The sequence below is a fragment of the Terribacillus sp. DMT04 genome (assembly GCF_019056395.1).
GTDB classification, from domain to species: domain Bacteria; phylum Bacillota; class Bacilli; order Bacillales; family Amphibacillaceae; genus Terribacillus; species Terribacillus aidingensis_A.
This window is the reverse complement of the sequence record NZ_CP077639.1, coordinates 1,955,427-1,972,091: the sequence shown is the minus strand read 5'-3', so window position 1 is coordinate 1,972,091 and position 16,665 is coordinate 1,955,427. Positions and strand designations below refer to the sequence as shown.

The 16,665-nt window shown below is 42.8% G+C and carries 17 protein-coding genes; 13 read left to right on the top strand and 4 right to left on the bottom strand.

Annotated features, from left to right (window positions below):
• Positions 1–6 precede the first annotated feature (6 nt).
• From KS242_RS10480 to KS242_RS10445, 8 genes are all read left to right on the top strand, one after another.
• Entirely contained in the window at positions 7–639 is a 633-nt protein-coding gene (locus KS242_RS10480; RefSeq protein ID WP_077308606.1) for a transcriptional regulator CcpN, read from the top strand.
• A gap of 21 nt (positions 640–660) precedes the next feature.
• Positions 661–1,476: a pyruvate, water dikinase regulatory protein gene (locus tag KS242_RS10475; RefSeq protein WP_217321303.1), complete on the top strand. Its 816-nt coding sequence runs from the start codon at positions 661–663 to the stop codon at positions 1,474–1,476.
• 146 nt (positions 1,477–1,622) lie between these two features.
• Positions 1,623–2,723: an acyltransferase gene (locus KS242_RS10470; protein ID WP_217321302.1), complete on the top strand. Its 1,101-nt coding sequence runs from the start codon at positions 1,623–1,625 to the stop codon at positions 2,721–2,723.
• 170 nt (positions 2,724–2,893) lie between these two features.
• Entirely contained in the window at positions 2,894–3,364 is a 471-nt protein-coding gene (locus tag KS242_RS10465; protein WP_217321301.1) for a YaiI/YqxD family protein, read from the top strand.
• A gap of 23 nt (positions 3,365–3,387) precedes the next feature.
• Positions 3,388–5,211, top strand: coding sequence for a DNA primase (gene dnaG, locus KS242_RS10460; protein ID WP_217321300.1), 1,824 nt, complete (start codon positions 3,388–3,390; stop codon positions 5,209–5,211).
• Positions 5,212–5,250: 39 nt separating this feature from the next.
• The gene (rpoD, locus tag KS242_RS10455; RefSeq protein WP_077308616.1) at positions 5,251–6,372 is read left to right on the top strand and encodes an RNA polymerase sigma factor RpoD; all 1,122 of its coding nucleotides are present in this window, start codon (positions 5,251–5,253) and stop codon (positions 6,370–6,372) included.
• Positions 6,373–6,545: 173 nt separating this feature from the next.
• Entirely contained in the window at positions 6,546–7,256 is a 711-nt protein-coding gene (locus KS242_RS10450) for a tRNA (adenine(22)-N(1))-methyltransferase (protein ID WP_217321299.1), read from the top strand.
• Positions 7,249–8,358: a Nif3-like dinuclear metal center hexameric protein gene (locus tag KS242_RS10445; RefSeq protein WP_217321298.1), complete on the top strand. Its 1,110-nt coding sequence runs from the start codon at positions 7,249–7,251 to the stop codon at positions 8,356–8,358. Before KS242_RS10450 ends, KS242_RS10445 begins: the two co-directional genes overlap by 8 nt.
• A 30-nt stretch (positions 8,359–8,388) precedes the next feature.
• Here the strand turns inward: KS242_RS10445 and KS242_RS10440 are convergent, their stop codons facing one another.
• Positions 8,389–9,336 (bottom strand): 4-hydroxy-3-methylbut-2-enyl diphosphate reductase, encoded by a 948-nt coding sequence (locus tag KS242_RS10440; RefSeq protein WP_217321297.1) that lies wholly within the window; start codon positions 9,334–9,336, stop codon positions 8,389–8,391.
• Between the two features lie 174 nt (positions 9,337–9,510).
• On the opposite strand from KS242_RS10440, the gene KS242_RS10435 reads away from it, so the two are divergent.
• Both KS242_RS10435 and KS242_RS10430 read left to right on the top strand, forming a co-directional pair.
• On the top strand, positions 9,511–10,827 hold the full coding sequence (locus KS242_RS10435) for a DEAD/DEAH box helicase (protein ID WP_217321296.1): 1,317 nt from the start codon (positions 9,511–9,513) through the stop codon (positions 10,825–10,827).
• A 10-nt stretch (positions 10,828–10,837) separates the two neighbouring features.
• Entirely contained in the window at positions 10,838–11,728 is an 891-nt protein-coding gene (locus tag KS242_RS10430; RefSeq protein WP_217324125.1) for a deoxyribonuclease IV, read from the top strand.
• A 45-nt stretch (positions 11,729–11,773) separates the two neighbouring features.
• Here KS242_RS10430 and KS242_RS10425 read toward each other — a convergent pair whose 3' ends face one another.
• Entirely contained in the window at positions 11,774–12,049 is a 276-nt protein-coding gene (locus KS242_RS10425) for a DUF2624 family protein (protein WP_097041474.1), read from the bottom strand.
• A gap of 117 nt (positions 12,050–12,166) precedes the next feature.
• Between KS242_RS10425 and KS242_RS10420 the strand changes: the two genes are divergently transcribed.
• Positions 12,167–12,490: a hypothetical protein gene (locus tag KS242_RS10420; RefSeq protein ID WP_217321295.1), complete on the top strand. Its 324-nt coding sequence runs from the start codon at positions 12,167–12,169 to the stop codon at positions 12,488–12,490.
• 35 nt (positions 12,491–12,525) lie between these two features.
• Here KS242_RS10420 and ispG read toward each other — a convergent pair whose 3' ends face one another.
• Together ispG and KS242_RS10410 are read right to left on the bottom strand one after the other, a co-directional pair.
• Positions 12,526–13,635 carry a flavodoxin-dependent (E)-4-hydroxy-3-methylbut-2-enyl-diphosphate synthase gene (gene ispG, locus KS242_RS10415; RefSeq protein WP_217321294.1) on the bottom strand — a complete coding sequence of 370 codons (1,110 nt, stop codon included), beginning with the start codon at positions 13,633–13,635 and terminating at the stop codon, positions 12,526–12,528.
• A 117-nt stretch (positions 13,636–13,752) separates the two neighbouring features.
• Positions 13,753–14,100: a type IV pilus assembly protein FimV gene (locus KS242_RS10410; protein WP_217321293.1), complete on the bottom strand. Its 348-nt coding sequence runs from the start codon at positions 14,098–14,100 to the stop codon at positions 13,753–13,755.
• Positions 14,101–14,227: 127 nt separating this feature from the next.
• Here KS242_RS10410 and KS242_RS10405 point away from each other — a divergent pair, with 127 nt between their 5' ends.
• Positions 14,228–14,854: an NfeD family protein gene (locus KS242_RS10405; RefSeq protein ID WP_217321292.1), complete on the top strand. Its 627-nt coding sequence runs from the start codon at positions 14,228–14,230 to the stop codon at positions 14,852–14,854.
• A 118-nt stretch (positions 14,855–14,972) separates the two neighbouring features.
• Positions 14,973–16,607 carry a Na/Pi cotransporter family protein gene (locus KS242_RS10400; RefSeq protein ID WP_254391686.1) on the top strand — a complete coding sequence of 545 codons (1,635 nt, stop codon included), beginning with the start codon at positions 14,973–14,975 and terminating at the stop codon, positions 16,605–16,607.
• Positions 16,608–16,665: the final 58 nt, after the last annotated feature.

The following is a 16,665-nucleotide window of genomic DNA, read 5'->3' as shown; positions in this document are numbered from 1 at the left end:
ATGAACATGGATTTGTCTAAACGACAACAGCAAATAATTGCGATTGTAAAAGAAGCAGGTCCGATAACGGGTGAACAGATCGCGGAACGTTTGAATCTGACTCGAGCAACGCTTCGTCCAGATTTAGCAATTCTCACGATGGTCGGTTTCCTTGATGCAAGACCTCGTGTTGGTTACTTCTATACAGGCAAGACAGGCTCGGAGATCATTACAGAAAAACTGATGAAATACAAAGTGGATGCATTCCAATCAATGCCTATCGTCGTAAAGGAAGATGATTCTGCTTATGATGCCATCAGTGCCATGTTCCTCAGTGATGTCGGTACATTGTTTGCGGTGGACCAGGATAACAATCTTGTTGGGGTAGTTTCTCGGAAAGATTTGCTGCGAGCGAGTATCGGGAATCAAGTACTGCAGGAAATTCCAGTCCATATTATCATGACGCGGATGCCAAACGTGGCGGTCTGCTATCCAGATGAGCTATTAGTTGAAGCGGCTAATCGTTTGATTGAAAAACAAATCGATAGTTTGCCTGTTATCGAGAGATCGAGTGAAGCAGGTGCCAAGGTAGTTGGCCGTATTACAAAAACGACAATCACAAAAGCATTCGTTGAACTTGCTAGAAATGAACTTATGTAAATGAATCCGGGAGGGAAACCGATGGAGAAACCAATTGTCTTTGTTGTATCAGACTCAGTAGGGGAAACAGCGGAGTTAGTTGTGAAAGCGGCGCTCAGCCAATTTCACATGGAAGAGCCTTTTGAATTGCTGCGGGTTCCTTATGTAGAAAACACGACGATACTAGAAGAGACGCTAAGGCAAGCCAGTGAACGACCATCCATCATTGCATACACAATGGTGAACCCAGATTTTCGCTCATACCTTACCAATGAAGCAAAAGCACAAGGAATTGCTTGCATTGATTTAATGGGACCGCTCATGGATGCAATGGCGGATATGTTCCATCAAGAACCAAAGCTCCAGCCTGGTCTTGTTCACCGTCTGGATGAAGATTATTTCCGCCGAATTGAAGCAATTGAGTTTGCTGTGCGCTATGATGATGGCCGCGACCCGCGCGGTATCTCTCGTGCGGATATTGTGCTTATCGGTGTATCTCGTACATCTAAAACGCCGCTTTCTCAGTATTTAGCACATAAGCGATTGAAAGTAGCCAATGTCCCAATTGTCCCGGAAGTCGAACCGCCTCGAGAATTGTTTCAAGTTGACCCGGCTAAATGCATCGGTCTTCGTATCAGTCCGGAAAAGTTGAACAACATCCGCAAAGAACGTCTGAAAGCACTTGGACTTGGTGATCAAGCGAGCTATGCTAATATTGATCGCATCAACCATGAATTGGAGCATTTTGATAAGATTGTGGATCGAATTGGATGCCGCGTAATCGATGTATCCAATAAAGCAGTTGAGGAAACAGCGAATAGCATCTTAACAGTCCGCAGCCAGCTGTTTTCTGATTAAGAACCAATAAAGTTATTGTTAAGATTTTGTAATTCGTGTTGACGGTACCTAGCTCGAATTTTATGATACCAACAGAAGAGGTAACGACAGGCAGGCTGTTGTTACCTTTTCTTTTTCGTAAACGCGCTTGGTGAGGAGACCCAAACATGAAAAAACAACAGATTCAATCCATTTACTTAATGCGGCTGTTAGCAATGTCACTCGTCGTACTTGTTCACGTTACGGGTGCCTATGCGAGTGTATTGCCGTTTGCAGGTGATGCATATGAAAAGTACCACTTCTTTAACCGAATTATCCGGATCGAAGCAGGTTTATTTATCGCAATCACTGGATTGGTCTTCTTTTATCAATACAAGCATAAGACACTAACGAAGAAATTATGGAAAGATTATTATAAGAAGCGGGTTAGCTTTATACTGATTCCTTACATTATTTGGGCACTTGTTTATGAGCTGCATAAAGTGATGCTTGGTTTCGGAGATTTAAATCCGGCAGCTGTCGCTAAACGTATCTTTTTTGGCGAAAGCTATTATCAGCTGCATTTTATCTTTCTAATCGTTCAAATTTATCTGGTGCTGCCGCTGTTCATTTGGCTGGATCACAAGGTGGCTTTCTTTCGAAAATACATGTTTGTTTTTGGATGTTTCTTGCAGCTTGGCTATATTGCTCTTACAACATATTATCCTGTCAGTCCATTTCCACTGTTTCTTCAGCTTATGGGCACGCTTCTTCTTGGCGGTTGGATTGGGCTCCACTATGATAGGGAAAGAGCGAAAAGCCGCAGCTGGACAACAGCAGGCTGGCTATCTGTCAGCTTATTAGCAGGTTCTGCTATCGCAATATACTATTATCATGCCGGAACACTTAATAAAATGGAATGGGACAATATTCCGTATGAAACAGTGAACTATATTTTCTTGGCAGCGGGATGCTATGGAATCTTTAGGCTGGCAGAGACACTGTCTGACATTCTTTCCGTTTCAGCAATGTCAAAATTACAGCAAGTCGCGAGTTATTCCTTCGGGTTTTACTTATTGCATCCGCTTGTATTAGATTATGTATCAAGAAGTATACCAGCGTACAGCAACTATCTTTTTCACGTACAGATTTTGCTGCGTTATCTGCTTACGATGGGAACCTGCTTTATTATTATCTACCTATTTCACCGCTTTGTTCCGTATTCGGCACTTTTTTTTGGAAAATTACCGAGGCGGAGCAAGCAGAACGAGCAGGATAAAGCATCTTGATAATTAGTTAAAATGATGGTAATTTTAATTAGTTTGTATTATAATTGATTTTTGTGAAAAAATGTTGTTAGTATGATTTACGTATAAATGGCAACGCTTGTGTTAAAAAGCTTTATAAAAATTTTACGAAAAAGGAAGGATTCCGCAATTTATTGTAGAATTAGTGAGTCATGAAATTGCATAAGCCTTTTGTTTATGTGGATGCGGATAGCTGTCCTGTTAAACAGGAGATTATCTCCACATGTGCAGCCTATCACGTCCCCGTACGTTTCGTAACAACAATCAATCATTTGAGCGGTGAATCTGATGAAAATTGGATCGTGCTTGATCCAATGGACCAGGCAGTGGATTGGTATATCTTAAATCGCGTTCGCCCTGGTGCATGTGTGATAACGCAGGATCTTGCCCTGGCTACCTTGCTTACTGCCAAGGATGTAACAGTTATTACACCGCGCGGTGAGCAGATAACGGATGCAGATGCAGATGAGATACTTTTGCGAAAGCATATGCGAATCCAAAACCAGCGGCAAGGCAAACGGATAAAAGGACCTTCCAAGCTTACAGCAGCAGATAAACAAAGATTTCTTGATTTTTTTTCGTCATATTGTCGAAAAATGCAGGAATTCGACGAGCGTTGTTGAATTATATAAGTTGGTGATGTGAGATGGCTGGTACAATACCAGAGGAGTTTGTGGAAACAGTCCGTAAAACGAATGATATTGTCGACATTGTCGGCGAGCATGTTCAATTGAAAAAACAAGGCCGTAACTACTTTGGTTTGTGTCCTTTTCACGGGGAGAAATCCCCATCTTTTTCCGTTACACAAGAAAAGCAGATTTTCCATTGTTTTGGGTGCGGTAAAGGCGGGAATGTGTTCACTTTCCTAATGGAACTGCAAGGTCTTTCCTTTTCACAAGCTGTTCAGCAGCTTGCACAAAGAAGCGGAACAGAAATTCCAGACCATGTGGTACAACAGCAGGATAGCGGGACCTCTCGTGAAGAACAAACAGCCTTAGAAGCGAATGAATGGGTTGTAAAACTTTATCATAACTTGCTTCGCAATACAAAAGAAGGTAAGTCTGGTTATGAATACTTGCTCGGCCGAGGGTTAACGGAGGAAACAATTGACACGTTTAAGCTTGGTTTTGCTCCGAACAGCCGAGACTTTACGGTGAAATTCCTCGATGGGAAAGGGTACAAGCCGCATGATTTGCTTCATACCGGTCTGTTCTCAACCGATAAAGAAGGCAACCCTCAAGATCGCTTTCGCGGGAGAGTTATTTTCCCAATTCGGAATCATCTCGGGAAAACAGTCGGGTTCGGCGGACGTACTTTGGGAGATGGACAAGAACCAAAGTACTTGAATAGTGCGGAGAGCGATCTTTTCCAAAAAGGAAGAATGCTGTTCAATTTTGATTTGGCTCGGAGTGAAATTCGCAAAACTGGACAAGTTGTCGTATTTGAAGGCTATAATGACGTGATTGCCGCTCACCAAGCTGGCGTACGGAATGGAGTGGCAACGCTCGGTACTTCTCTTACTGAAACGCAGGCACGGCTTTTGAAACGATATGCTGAGCAAGTTGTCATTTGCTACGACGGTGATAAGGCAGGGTTTGAAGCGTCTTACAGAGCGCTGCAAATCCTAAAAAAGACAGGCAATCATGTGCGCGTCGCCATGCTTCGAGACGGGCTTGACCCTGATGATTATATTCGTGAGCATGGAGCAGAGAAATTTAAACGCTCCATTATTGAGGCCGGACTGACGGCGACGTCCTTTATGATGCAATATTTGAAACAGGACTTCAACTTAGCGGTAGAAGGAGATCGTCTCCAGTATGTAGAAAAAGTGTTGGATGAGATTGCGCAGATTGAAAGCTCTGTAGAAAGGGAACACTATTTGCGGGAGCTTTCTCATGCAATGGATCTATCCCTGGAGACGCTCGCCTCTGATTTGGAGCCGCGGCTCCGAAAACGTGCTGCGAAAAAGCAAGTGAGCATTCCGGAGGCTACTCCGGCAGCGAAGCAGAAATCGCGTCATTATGAAAAAAAAATGCCATCTGCATTTCAAGCGGCAGAAAAACAGCTGTTGGCGCATATGCTTAGAACAGCGACAATTGCAGATAAGGTGCAAGAAGAAGTTGGCGCTTCTTTCATAACCGATCAGTTTCAAGTAATTGTCACACATCTGTATGCTTTTTATGAAGAAGGCAATGAAGCGGATGTCAGTCAGTTCGTTTCAACATTGGAAGATCCAAGCTTGCAGCAGCTGGTTATCCAGACAGCTATGCTGCCGGTGACCGAAGATGTAAGTGACCAGGAAATTAGTGATTATATTCGTACGATTAAGCGCGAACAGGTTAATAAAACAGATATTGGCCAACTGCTTGCCGAACAGCGGCAGGCGGAACAAGAGAATGACCCGATACGGGCAGCTCAAATAGCCATGAAGATCATGGAAATACGTAGAACTTTAAAAAGTTCTCTGTAATAATAGATAGCTTTTGATGTTTTGGAAGGAGGAGGACTAATGGCAGAGAATAAGCCAGCAGGTTCTAAAGTGAATGAGACTGAAATGACATTGGAGCAAGCAAGAGATCTCCTTGTTGAAATGGGTAAGAAGCGCGGAGTTCTCGCTTATGAAGAGGTAAGTGAGCGTTTGGCGAACTTTGAATTGGATTCCGATCAGATGGATGAGATTTACGAACACTTGAACGAACAAGGTGTAGAAGTAATCGGAGAATCTGACCAAGACCCTAATATGAAGCAAATAGCAAAAGAAGAAGAATTTGATCTGAATGATCTTAGTGTGCCGCTTGGTATTAAGATTAATGATCCTGTTCGTATGTATTTGAAAGAAATCGGCCGCGTGGATCTTTTGTCAGCGAAAGAGGAGATTGCACTCGCTGAACGAATTGAAGCCGGAGATGAGATGGCGAAACGCCGTTTGGCGGAAGCCAACTTGCGACTAGTCGTTAGTATTGCAAAACGTTATGTTGGTCGCGGTATGCTGTTCTTGGATTTAATCCAGGAAGGTAACATGGGACTAATTAAAGCGGTAGAAAAATTTGACTATCGTAAAGGTTTCAAATTCAGTACGTATGCAACATGGTGGATTCGACAAGCTATTACGCGTGCCATTGCGGACCAAGCTCGTACGATTCGTATTCCGGTACACATGGTGGAGACAATCAACAAGCTAATCCGCGTGCAGCGTCAGCTATTGCAGGATTTAGGCCGTGAACCTTCTCCAGAAGAAATCGGTGAAGAAATGGAACTTACACCTGAAAAAGTAAGAGAAATCCTTAAGATTGCGCAAGAACCAGTTTCACTCGAAACGCCAATCGGTGAAGAAGACGATTCCCATCTTGGTGATTTCATTGAAGACCAAGAAGCAACTTCTCCTTCTGACCATGCAGCATATGAATTGCTGAAAGAACAGCTGGAAGATGTATTGGATACGTTAACGGACCGAGAAGAGAACGTTCTTCGCCTTCGTTTCGGTTTAGACGATGGCAGAACGAGAACACTGGAAGAAGTCGGCAGAGTGTTCGGCGTTACTAGAGAGCGTATTCGTCAGATTGAAGCGAAAGCACTTCGTAAGCTTCGTCATCCAAGCCGAAGCAAGCGGTTGAAAGATTTCCTAGAATAAGAAGGCTGCGCTCAGCTGTTATGCGTTTTTAACCGCATATGGCTGGGCTTTCTTATTGCCTTGGGATACATATATTTTACAGAATCTGATAGTCGATTGCAAATTACCGCGGGAAAAAGTATAAGAGGATATATTACAAAAAACACGTATATGTGACAAAGGAGTTGGACATAATGAACGTTTTATCGTTGTCAGAGCGGCTTACAGCGGTTGCAGCACATTTGCCAGAATCGGCGCATTTTGTCGATGTTGGCTCTGATCATGCCTATTTGCCTTGCTATGTGTGCCTGCAGGATCCATCCAGCCGTGCAATTGCTGGTGAAATCAACCATGGCCCATACAAGAGTGCCGAAAAGCAGGTAAAGCTACAGGGGTTAACCGATCGAATTGAGGTGCGTAAAGGAGACGGACTTGCAGTCGTAGAGCCGAATGAAGTGAAGCAAGTTGTAATCGCTGGGATGGGCGGACCGCTGATTGCCTCTATATTAGAGCAAGGTAAGGATAAGCTTGGCCAAGTAGAACAGCTAATTGTACAGCCTAATATAGACGCCAGAGTATTACGCAAATGGTTCCTAGCAAATGGATTCGTCTTGCAAACAGAAGAAATCCTAGAAGAAGCTGGACATATTTACGAAGTGTTGGTGGCCGTACGAGCGGGTAAGGAACTGTATGATGAAGACGCGATCATCCGTGATAAGCAGCTCTTATTTGGTCCACAGCTGCTGCAAGAGAAAAATGCAGCTTTCCGAGCTAAGTGGCAAGAATACAAACGAAAGCTAGAGCGAAACGTTGCAAATATGCAGCGCGCACAGCAAGTCGATGAAGCAAAACTGGCATCTTTCAAAACCGAACTTATATGGCTTGAGGAGGAATTGGATGACTGATAAGCGATTACGTATAGCGGATGTGGTGACGCATTTTGAGTCTTGGTGTCCGCCATCGTTGGCTTATAAGTGGGATAACGTTGGTTTGCAGGTTGGAGAGCTGCATCAAGAGGTGACAGGGGTACTAACGACTCTTGATGTAACCGAAGCAGTAGTGGACGAAGCAATCCAACTAGGCGCAAATCTTATTATCGCGCACCACCCGCTTTTATTTGCAGCTCCCAAAAAACTGGACACCACTGCACCAAAAGGGCGCGTAGTAAAGAAACTGATGCAGCATGATATTACAGTATATGCAGCGCACACGAATTTGGATATTGTAGAAGGCGGCGTTAATGACTTAATGGCAGATGCCCTAGATTTGAAAGAGGTTCGCGTGTTTCTCCCTGAAGGACATGACACTTATAAAAAGGTAGTCGTTTTTGTTCCCGCTACACACGAACAAGTAGTAAAAGATGCCCTGCATACAAACGGTGCGGGTAACATTGGCAACTATGAGAAAGTAACCTTTGTTTCACAAGGGAATAGTTACTTTCAGCCTAATGCAGAGGCGCAGCCTTTTATTGGAGAAGCTGGCAAGTTGGAAAAAGTAGAAGAAGTACGCATTGAAGTGCTTGTTCCAAGTAAGCATGTAAACCAAGCGGTGAAAGCAATGATTGCTGCTCATCCATACGAAGAAGTGGCTTACGATATATTTGCAGACGAGAAAAAAGGTAAACCTTTTGGGTTAGGGCGTGTCGGCGAACTGCCTGCACCTACAACGCTGAAGGATTTAGCGTCACACGTAAAACAGCGGTATAACGTCCCACATGTTCGCTTTGCAGGAGATGCATCGGCCACGGTAGAGACGGTTGCAATTCTTGGCGGCAGCGGCAGAGATTACGTTGATCAGGCGCTGCAGCAGGCTGATGTTTACATCACAGGCGATTTAATCTTCCATGAAACACAGGATGCTGTGGAAGCGGGCTTGAAGCTAATCGACCCAGGCCACTATGCGGAACAGATTATGAAGAAAAAGGTAGCTGATTACGTTCAAACTGCGTTCAGTGATGTAGCAGTACATGTTTCGGAAACAGATACGAATCCATTTCAATGTATATAAAAAGACCGAGTCCAGCTGGACTCGGTCTTTTTATGCTTTTTTCACTTTTACTTTTGGAAGTATCTTTTTCGGGTCAACACTGAACTCTAATTTTACATCTTCCAAATTAGCTGGATCAAATTTTTCAATAAAGTTAATAACTTCTTTTGTTACCGGAGTAGGAGTAGAAGCACCTGCTGTGATGGCAACTGTTTCAACGCCTTCTAACCATTCCAGTTTCAACTGAGAAAGGTCTTCAATACGATAAGCCTTTGTACCAGCAACTTCTTCTGATACTTGGGCAAGACGGTTGGAGTTATTGCTTCGCGGATCGCCGACAACTAAAGTGAGGTCAGCTTCTTTTGCCTGCTCAGCAACAGCTTCTTGACGTACTTGTGTTGCCATACAGATCTCTTGAATCATCTCTGTTTGCGGGAATTTCTCTTTTACAAGCTGCATGACATCGTATACGTCCCATTGACTCATTGTCGTTTGATTCGTAACGATTAGCTTGTCTGCATCGAGTTCAAGTGCTTGTACGTCTTCTTCGGTTTGCACAAGGTGAACCTTGCCAGGTGCAACGCCTACAGCGCCTTCAGGCTCCGGGTGACCTTTTTTACCGATGTAGACAACTTCATATCCTTCCGCTACTCTTTCGCGAATTAGGTCATGTGTGCGAGTTACGTCCGGGCAAGTAGCATCCAAGACAGTCAAACCTTTTTCATGCGCGCGTTGTTTTACTTCAGGTGAAACACCATGAGCGGTAAATACAACCGTACCGCTTTCTATTTGTTCTAAAAGCTCCATCCGGTTTTGCCCATCAAGCGTGATGACACCTTCCGTTTCAAATGCATTGGTCACATGCGCATTGTGCACGATCATGCCAAGAATGTAGATTGGACGGGGCAAATTCTCATCCCGCACGGCATTCTGAGCAATTACCATAGCATCTACCACACCGTAGCAATAACCTCGAGGTGCTATTTTTATTATGTTCATTCGTGTGTTTCCCCCTTCTCCGTTTGCACGGTTCATCTATTTCTGGGTCTACTCTATTATAAAGGCAATTAAAGAATATGACAAAGATTGTTTATTATCCGCATGCAATCGTGCAAAATAAGACAAAGTCCTCTATAATGAAAGAAGTAAGAGAATGCCCAAAAGGAGTTACACATGAAAAATCATCATTTTAAACAATACGCGCTTCAGCCAGTCATCAATGAAGCGATTGATAAACTAGGCTTTACCAAACCAACTGCAATTCAAGAGAAAGTCATTCCTGCAGTTTTGCGTGGAGAAAGTGTTATTGGTCAGTCACATACTGGATCGGGTAAAACACATTCTTATTTGATTCCTCTGTTCAGCAAACTGAAAGAAGAGGATCAGAACGCTCAATTTGTAGTGACAGCACCAACGCGCGAGTTAGCTATTCAAATTTATGAAGAAGCTCGTCATTTTATTAAACTTGCTGGAAAAGAGAACGATTGGCATACAAAGCTATTTATCGGCGGTACAGATAAAAAACGGTCAATTGAGAAACTGAAAACACAGCCCCAAATTATTATCGGTACACCAGGACGTATTTTGGATTTAATGGAAGAGCAGGCACTTGATTTGTATCCTGCTACCAGTTTTGTTGTCGATGAAGCAGACTTAATGCTGGATCTTGGTTTCATCAAAGAAGTGGATCAAATTTTAGCGCGAATGAATCAAGATGTTCAGCTTCTTGTGTTCTCAGCAACAATTCCAGAGCGTCTGCAGCCATTTTTGAAAAAGTATCTGGATAATCCGAAGCACTTTGAAATTGGCGGTCACCTTTCACCGGAAACAATGGAGCACCGCTTAATTCCGATGCGTCACCGTGACGAAGCCGAATTGATTATGAAAATAGCAGATGTAATTCAGCCGTATATGGCAATCATTTTTGTAAATGGAAAAGATGCAGCCAATCGATTAGCTGCTGAATTAACGGATAAAGGACTGGAAGTCGGTCTATTGCATGGCGGTCTGACGCCGCGTGAACGAAAACGGGTGCTTCGCGACATTCAAGAACTTCGTTTCCAATACCTTGTTGCGACAGACTTGGCAGCACGCGGTATCGATATTAAAGGTGTCAGCCATGTTATCAATGCGCAGCTTCCAAAAGAGGAGCCATTCTATGTGCACCGTGTTGGCAGAACGGCACGAGCTGGTTTGGAAGGAACAGCGATTAACCTTTATCATGATTATGATTTGGAGCTTATCCAGAAACTTGATAAAAAAGGCCTTGAATTCACAAACTATGATATCAGCAATGGCGAATGGAAAGAATTAAAGCCATGGAACGAGCGGGTTACACGTAAGAAAACGGAATCCGACAACGAAAACCAAGCATGGAAACAAGTTCGTAAACCGAAAAAGGTAAAACCAGGCTATAAACGAAAAATGAAATATGAAAAAGATAAAATCAAGAAAAAGTTAGACCGTAAAGACCGTTTTAAGCGGAAGTAAGGAGAAAGAGATTATGATTATCGGATCACATGTAAGTATGAGCGGCAAAAAAATGCTGTTAGGATCAAGTGAAGAAGCGCATTCTTATGGCGCTAATGCTATGATGATTTACACTGGCGCTCCTCAAAACACGAGAAGAAAGGCCATTGAAGACCTGAATATTGAAGCGGGCCGTGCGCACATGCAGGAGCATGGTATCACTGATATTGTGGTTCATGCGCCGTATATTATTAATATTGGCAACTCCATTAAACCAGAGACTTTCGAATTGGGTGTCAACTTCCTCCGCAGTGAAATTGAGCGCACAGAAGCACTCGGAGCGAAACAGATCGTACTGCATCCAGGCGCTCACGTAGGAGAAGGTACAGCAGCTGGCATTCAGAAGATTATTGAAGGCTTAAATGAAGTGCTAGAGCCGGAACAGAAAGTTCAAATTGCATTGGAAACAATGGCTGGTAAAGGTTCTGAAGTTGGTTCCAACTTTGAAGAAATAGCGCGCATTATTGATGGGGTTAATCATAATGACAAGCTTTCCATTTGCTTTGATACGTGCCATACGCATGATGCTGGCTATGATATTGTGAACGACTTTGATGGTGTCCTAAATCAATTCGACAAAGTAATTGGTCTGGATCGATTAAAGGTTCTGCACATTAATGATAGCAAAAATGAATGCGGAGCACGCAAAGATAGACATGAAAACATCGGTTTTGGACATATCGGTTACGATGCGCTTCGTTATGTCGTGCACCATGAACAGCTGATGACAGTTCCGAAGATATTGGAAACACCATTTGTTGGAGAAGACAAGAAAAATAAAAAAGCGCCGTATGCGCATGAAATTGATATGCTGATGAACAACAGTTTTAATCCGAAATTAAAAGATCATATCATGGCATAATTAATACCCAGCTTGAGGTTAAATCCTCACAGCTGGGTATTTATTTTATAATTTAATACCATGTTCCTTTGCCAGCTGCAAGAAGATTTGATGCGTTTTTTGTGCAGTTTCGGCATCTGTAATCTGTGCTAGTGCTTTCAACATTTGCATGCGGTCTGCTTCCTTGAATGGATCTAATTTGTTCTGGCGCAAAAATTGTACAATTTGAGACGCCTGCAGCTGCGTAAGCTGTACTTGATAAGCCTGGCTTTGCTCCATGATCTCTTCAACGGTTAAATTGCGCAGCTTATTCAGAACAAGCTTGTGAACAATAAAATTCATGTGAAACCTCCGCTCTAAGATGGGAATGGTCTGTGGATTCCTTTATCTACCTGGTTAGTTTATGTCCTGTGTACACAAACTAGAACCATACCTTACCCCAGATAAGGAGGATTTCATATGGATAAAGAAAAATACGAGCAAGACATTCATTCTAAAGATGATGTTGAAACAGCGGCTGAAATATCTCCAGCTGAAAATAGTTACCAGCGTTCTGCAAAAACGGAAGGGGACCAAACAACAGGTTCTGGAAAGATGTTCGGTTATATTGCTTTAATTTTATCAATCGCTTCTTTCTTTATTGCACCGATACTTGTCGGGGCGGCTGGTATCGTTTTTGGCGTCTTAGCAAAACGCAAAGGTGCCAATGCACTTGGGAATATCGCTTTAATTGTAAGTATCATCGCCATTGTTCTTTCATTATTTACAGCACCATATGTATAAAAAAAGATCTGACTCCAAAACGGAGTCAGATCTTTTTATGCTTCTGCAGTTTCTTTCTCTGCAGCTTGCTTGGCGAAGTATTCTTCAGCAAGCTTGTCAATCTCAATTTTCAGCTCATCAACCATTGTTTCTTCCGGTACTTTACGAATGATTTCTCCATGACGGAACAGTAAGCCTTCACCACGGGCGCCGGCAATGCCGATATCGGCCTCGCGAGCCTCACCAGGGCCATTTACCGCACAGCCTAGTACTGCAACCTTAATTGGAGCTTTTATCGTACTGATGTACTCCTCAACGTCATTGGCGATGCTAATCAAGTCAATCTCGATTCGGCCGCAAGTAGGGCAGGAGATTAGCGTTGCTGCGTTAGAAGACAAGTTAAAGATCTTCAGCAGTTCACGCGCAACTTTTACTTCTTCAACTGGATCGGCACTCAAGGAAATACGCATCGTGCTTCCGATACCTTTACTTAAAATCGCGCCAAGTCCAGCTGCACTTTTCACTGTTCCGGCAAACAATGTACCGGACTCTGTAATACCCAGGTGCAGCGGATAAGGAATAACCTCAGCTGCTTTTTCGTAGGCTTCAATCGCTAACGATACATCGGACGCTTTTAGCGAAACAATGATATCGTGGAAATCAAGTTCTTCAAGAATCTTAATGTGGTGCAATGCACTTTCCACCATACCTTCAGCGGTTGGATAGCCATATTTCTCTAAGATATGACGTTCCAAGGAACCAGCGTTTACACCGATACGAATTGGTATACCTTTTTCTTTCGCCGCATTTACGACAGCTTCAACTTTTTCTCGTTTACCGATATTACCAGGGTTAATCCGGATTTTATCTGCTCCGCCTTCAATTGCTTTTAAGGCTAGTTTATAGTTGAAATGAATATCCACTACAAGTGGAATGTTAATGCGTTTCTTGATCTCAGGAATTGCATCAGCAGCACGCTGGTCTGGGCAAGCAACTCGTACAACTTGGCAGCCTGCTTCTTCCAATCTGTTGATTTCTGCCACTGTAGCTTCCACGTCATGTGTTTTTGTTGTTGTCATCGACTGAATAACAACTTCGTTTTTACCGCCGATTGTAAGATCGCCTACTTTAACCGGACGGGTGTCTTGTCTGTGTATTAATGCCATTTATATATCGCTCCTTTGATTATCGCGAGGAAAAACAGAGAAATATCCTTATATTTTCCCATTATAATGCTAATACTGCTAAATTAGAAGTAACTAGGCTCAAGTTTAATAAAATCTTCATCTTGGGTAATGGGGAAAATAATAAGCTGAACCTGCATTCAGTGCATATGGATCCTTCTCCGGATTCAATTCCTCGAAATCCTGGATCACTTGTTCCATCGTAACGTGCAATTCGTGATTGTTCAACTCATTTGTAATGGAAAGAAGTGTGTCACCTTGCTTTACCTGCAGGAGGACTGGCTGAAACGTCTTTTTTATATTATTTTTCTGTGTAGCCGTGTCGGGCTGTGTTGGTTCATTCTCGGCAGTAGAAGCGGCGGGGATGGGGCTTCCTATCGTAAGATCCTTCCAAATACTAAGAATTAAAGCACAGCAAAACAGAAACACACCAATCCGTTTCCACATGGAAGTTCCTCCGATCTCGTTACAATTCATTTTATAAAGTATTAGATATCCGATAGAAAAAACCTTTAATATGAAACAAAAAAGCGCTGTCTTCGTATATAAATAGTAGGAGAAAGGAGCATGAAAGATGCTGGACTATAATTGGGTTTCGATATTTATGACTGGTCTTGGAACAATGTTTTTAATTGGGGAAATCCTTGTAAAGGCTAGAGGAATACTATTTTTATTAGGTGCAGGCTTTATCGGTACGTTCTTTCTTAGCTATCTCGACCCATCGGCAATTTGGTATATGCTGCCGCTTTACTTTGTCGGGATGCTGCTGATTATTATTGATGGAAAATTACTGAATGATGGCACGCTTAGCGTAATAGGGTTGTTAACCATGCTATTAACGGTAGGGTTTACTGCGCCAAATTGGACAGCGGGCATATATGCAATCCTAGGTGTCATTATTGGAGCATTCGCTTCTTTCCTTTTCTTGAAAGCATTTCCGAAAAGAGATATGTGGGGCAAGATTGCGCTTTTGGACTCATTAAGCTCTGATAAAGGCTACAATAGCGTAAACGAAACATATGCAGCACTTTTGGAGCAGGAAGGCGAGACCATTACCGATATGCGCCCTTCAGGTACTATTCGAGTGAATGGGAAGGAATTGAGCGCCATAACAGATGGAAAATGGCTGGATCGCGGCACCCGAATTAAGGTGAAGCATGTTAGCGGAGCAAGAATACTGGTAGAAAAAGTAAAGCCCTAACTGTATTTAACCAAATAAAGTAATTTTAATCGTAAATTTCCTAACAAGACCTTTACAACCCTTCAAACTAATTTAATAATTGAAGAGGGAATATTTGAGAAGGGAAGGAAGGCTTGTATTGTCTAATTGGGAATATATCGTCTTTGAATTTATAGGCGGCTTAGGCTTGTTTCTCTTTTCCATTCGTTATTTAGGCGATGGATTACAGCGAGCATACGGCAAGCAGCTGCAGCTGGCAATGCACAGATTTACGGTACATCCGCTAATTGGGATTCTTTCCGGGCTTATTGTTACAGTACTCGTTCAGAGCAGCACGGCGACCAGCATTCTGGTTGTCGGGTTGGTGAATGCGAGCTATCTAACATTAAGACAGGCTATTTCTGTTATTATGGGCGCAAATATAGGTACAACATTAACTGCCTTTTTTATTGGAATTAACTTAATTCAATATGGTCTTCCAATCATGGCGGTCGGAGCATTTTTAATTTATTTCTTTGCAAATCAGCGAACACAGCAAATCGGTAAAGTGCTTTTTGGAGCAGGCGGTATTTTCTTTGGCCTGACGCTAATTGGGGACGGACTGCATCCTATACTGAATATAGAGGCATTTCAATCGCTATCTGCCAGTATGCACAGCAATCCAATTGCTGGAGCGGCAATTGGTACTTTTATGACAATTGTTGTACAAAGCAGCGGTGCTACAGTAGCGATTCTTCAGGAGCTGTATGCGCAAAATGGTATTGATTTACAAGGAGCTTTGCCGGTATTGCTAGGAGATAATCTCGGCACAACACTAACAGCCATGTTAGCGGCAATTGGAGCCACCGTCCAGGCAAAGCGAGCGGCGCTGAGCCACGTAATGTTCAATGCAATTGGTGCAGTCGTTTTCCTGTTGATTCTGCCGTTATTTGTAGATGTTGTTGCCTGGATGCAGAACATATTCAACTTGAATGACAAATTAACCATTGCTGGTGCGCATGGACTATATAATATTGCCAATACATTTATATTGCTCCCGTTCCTTGGTTTCTTTGTTTGGCTTATTACAAAAGTTATCCCAGGAGAAGAAGAACGGCCGATGGCGCTGACAAACCATCTGGATCCGCTATTTATTCAGCAGTCTCCTGTGCTGGCATTAGAACAAGCTAAGCTGGAAGTCTTACATATGGGAAGACTGGCAGTGGACGGCTTAGAACAGGCCAGTACTTATGCGAACAACCATGAAAGACAATTTGCCGACCTTGCCATGCAGCTGGAAAAGGAAGTCAATCGAAAGGACCGTGAAATTACCGAATATCTTTCTAAGATTTCTACAAATACGCTTTCCAATGAAGAAAGCGAAAGGCATGCAGCTTTACTGGATGCTATTCGGGATATTGAACGTATCGGGGATCATTTCGAAAATATTGTTGAATTTGTCGACTTTCAATTATCAAGTAATATTAAATTAACCAAAGAAGCACAGCAAGAACTTAACAGCATGTTTGATTTGACAATTATTACAGTGAAGCAGGCAGTGGAGGCGTTGGATAAACAAGATCGGGAAGTTGCCATTGCGGTATTGCAGAAGGAAGATCAAATTGACAGGATGGAACGCAGCCTGCGCAAAACGCATCTGATTCGATTAAATGAAGGAAAGTGTACTGGTTCAGCTGGAATTGTTTTTGTAGATATTATTAGCAACTTGGAACGTATTGGAGATCATGCTGTTAATATTGCACAGTTAATACTGAATGAAAAGACAGAGAGTTAAATTCTCTGTCTTTTATATTTTTCTCTTGTAATGATGGAGAGGACATGCTATAGTATTC

Coding starts and splice junctions, on each gene's coding strand:
- KS242_RS10450 (WP_217321299.1), top strand. CDS start 6,546: ATGAACGTTTTATCGTTGTCAGAGCGGCTTACAGCGGTTGCAGCACAT.
- KS242_RS10405 (WP_217321292.1), top strand. CDS start 14,228: ATGCTGGACTATAATTGGGTTTCGATATTTATGACTGGTCTTGGAACA.
- KS242_RS10440 (WP_217321297.1), bottom strand. CDS start 9,336: ATGAACATAATAAAAATAGCACCTCGAGGTTATTGCTACGGTGTGGTA.
- KS242_RS10435 (WP_217321296.1), top strand. CDS start 9,511: ATGAAAAATCATCATTTTAAACAATACGCGCTTCAGCCAGTCATCAAT.
- KS242_RS10410 (WP_217321293.1), bottom strand. CDS start 14,100: ATGTGGAAACGGATTGGTGTGTTTCTGTTTTGCTGTGCTTTAATTCTT.
- KS242_RS10465 (WP_217321301.1), top strand. CDS start 2,894: ATGAAATTGCATAAGCCTTTTGTTTATGTGGATGCGGATAGCTGTCCT.
- rpoD (WP_077308616.1), top strand. CDS start 5,251: ATGGCAGAGAATAAGCCAGCAGGTTCTAAAGTGAATGAGACTGAAATG.
- KS242_RS10445 (WP_217321298.1), top strand. CDS start 7,249: ATGACTGATAAGCGATTACGTATAGCGGATGTGGTGACGCATTTTGAG.
- ispG (WP_217321294.1), bottom strand. CDS start 13,635: ATGGCATTAATACACAGACAAGACACCCGTCCGGTTAAAGTAGGCGAT.
- KS242_RS10475 (WP_217321303.1), top strand. CDS start 661: ATGGAGAAACCAATTGTCTTTGTTGTATCAGACTCAGTAGGGGAAACA.
- KS242_RS10470 (WP_217321302.1), top strand. CDS start 1,623: ATGAAAAAACAACAGATTCAATCCATTTACTTAATGCGGCTGTTAGCA.
- KS242_RS10480 (WP_077308606.1), top strand. CDS start 7: ATGGATTTGTCTAAACGACAACAGCAAATAATTGCGATTGTAAAAGAA.
- dnaG (WP_217321300.1), top strand. CDS start 3,388: ATGGCTGGTACAATACCAGAGGAGTTTGTGGAAACAGTCCGTAAAACG.
- KS242_RS10425 (WP_097041474.1), bottom strand. CDS start 12,049: ATGAATTTTATTGTTCACAAGCTTGTTCTGAATAAGCTGCGCAATTTA.
- KS242_RS10420 (WP_217321295.1), top strand. CDS start 12,167: ATGGATAAAGAAAAATACGAGCAAGACATTCATTCTAAAGATGATGTT.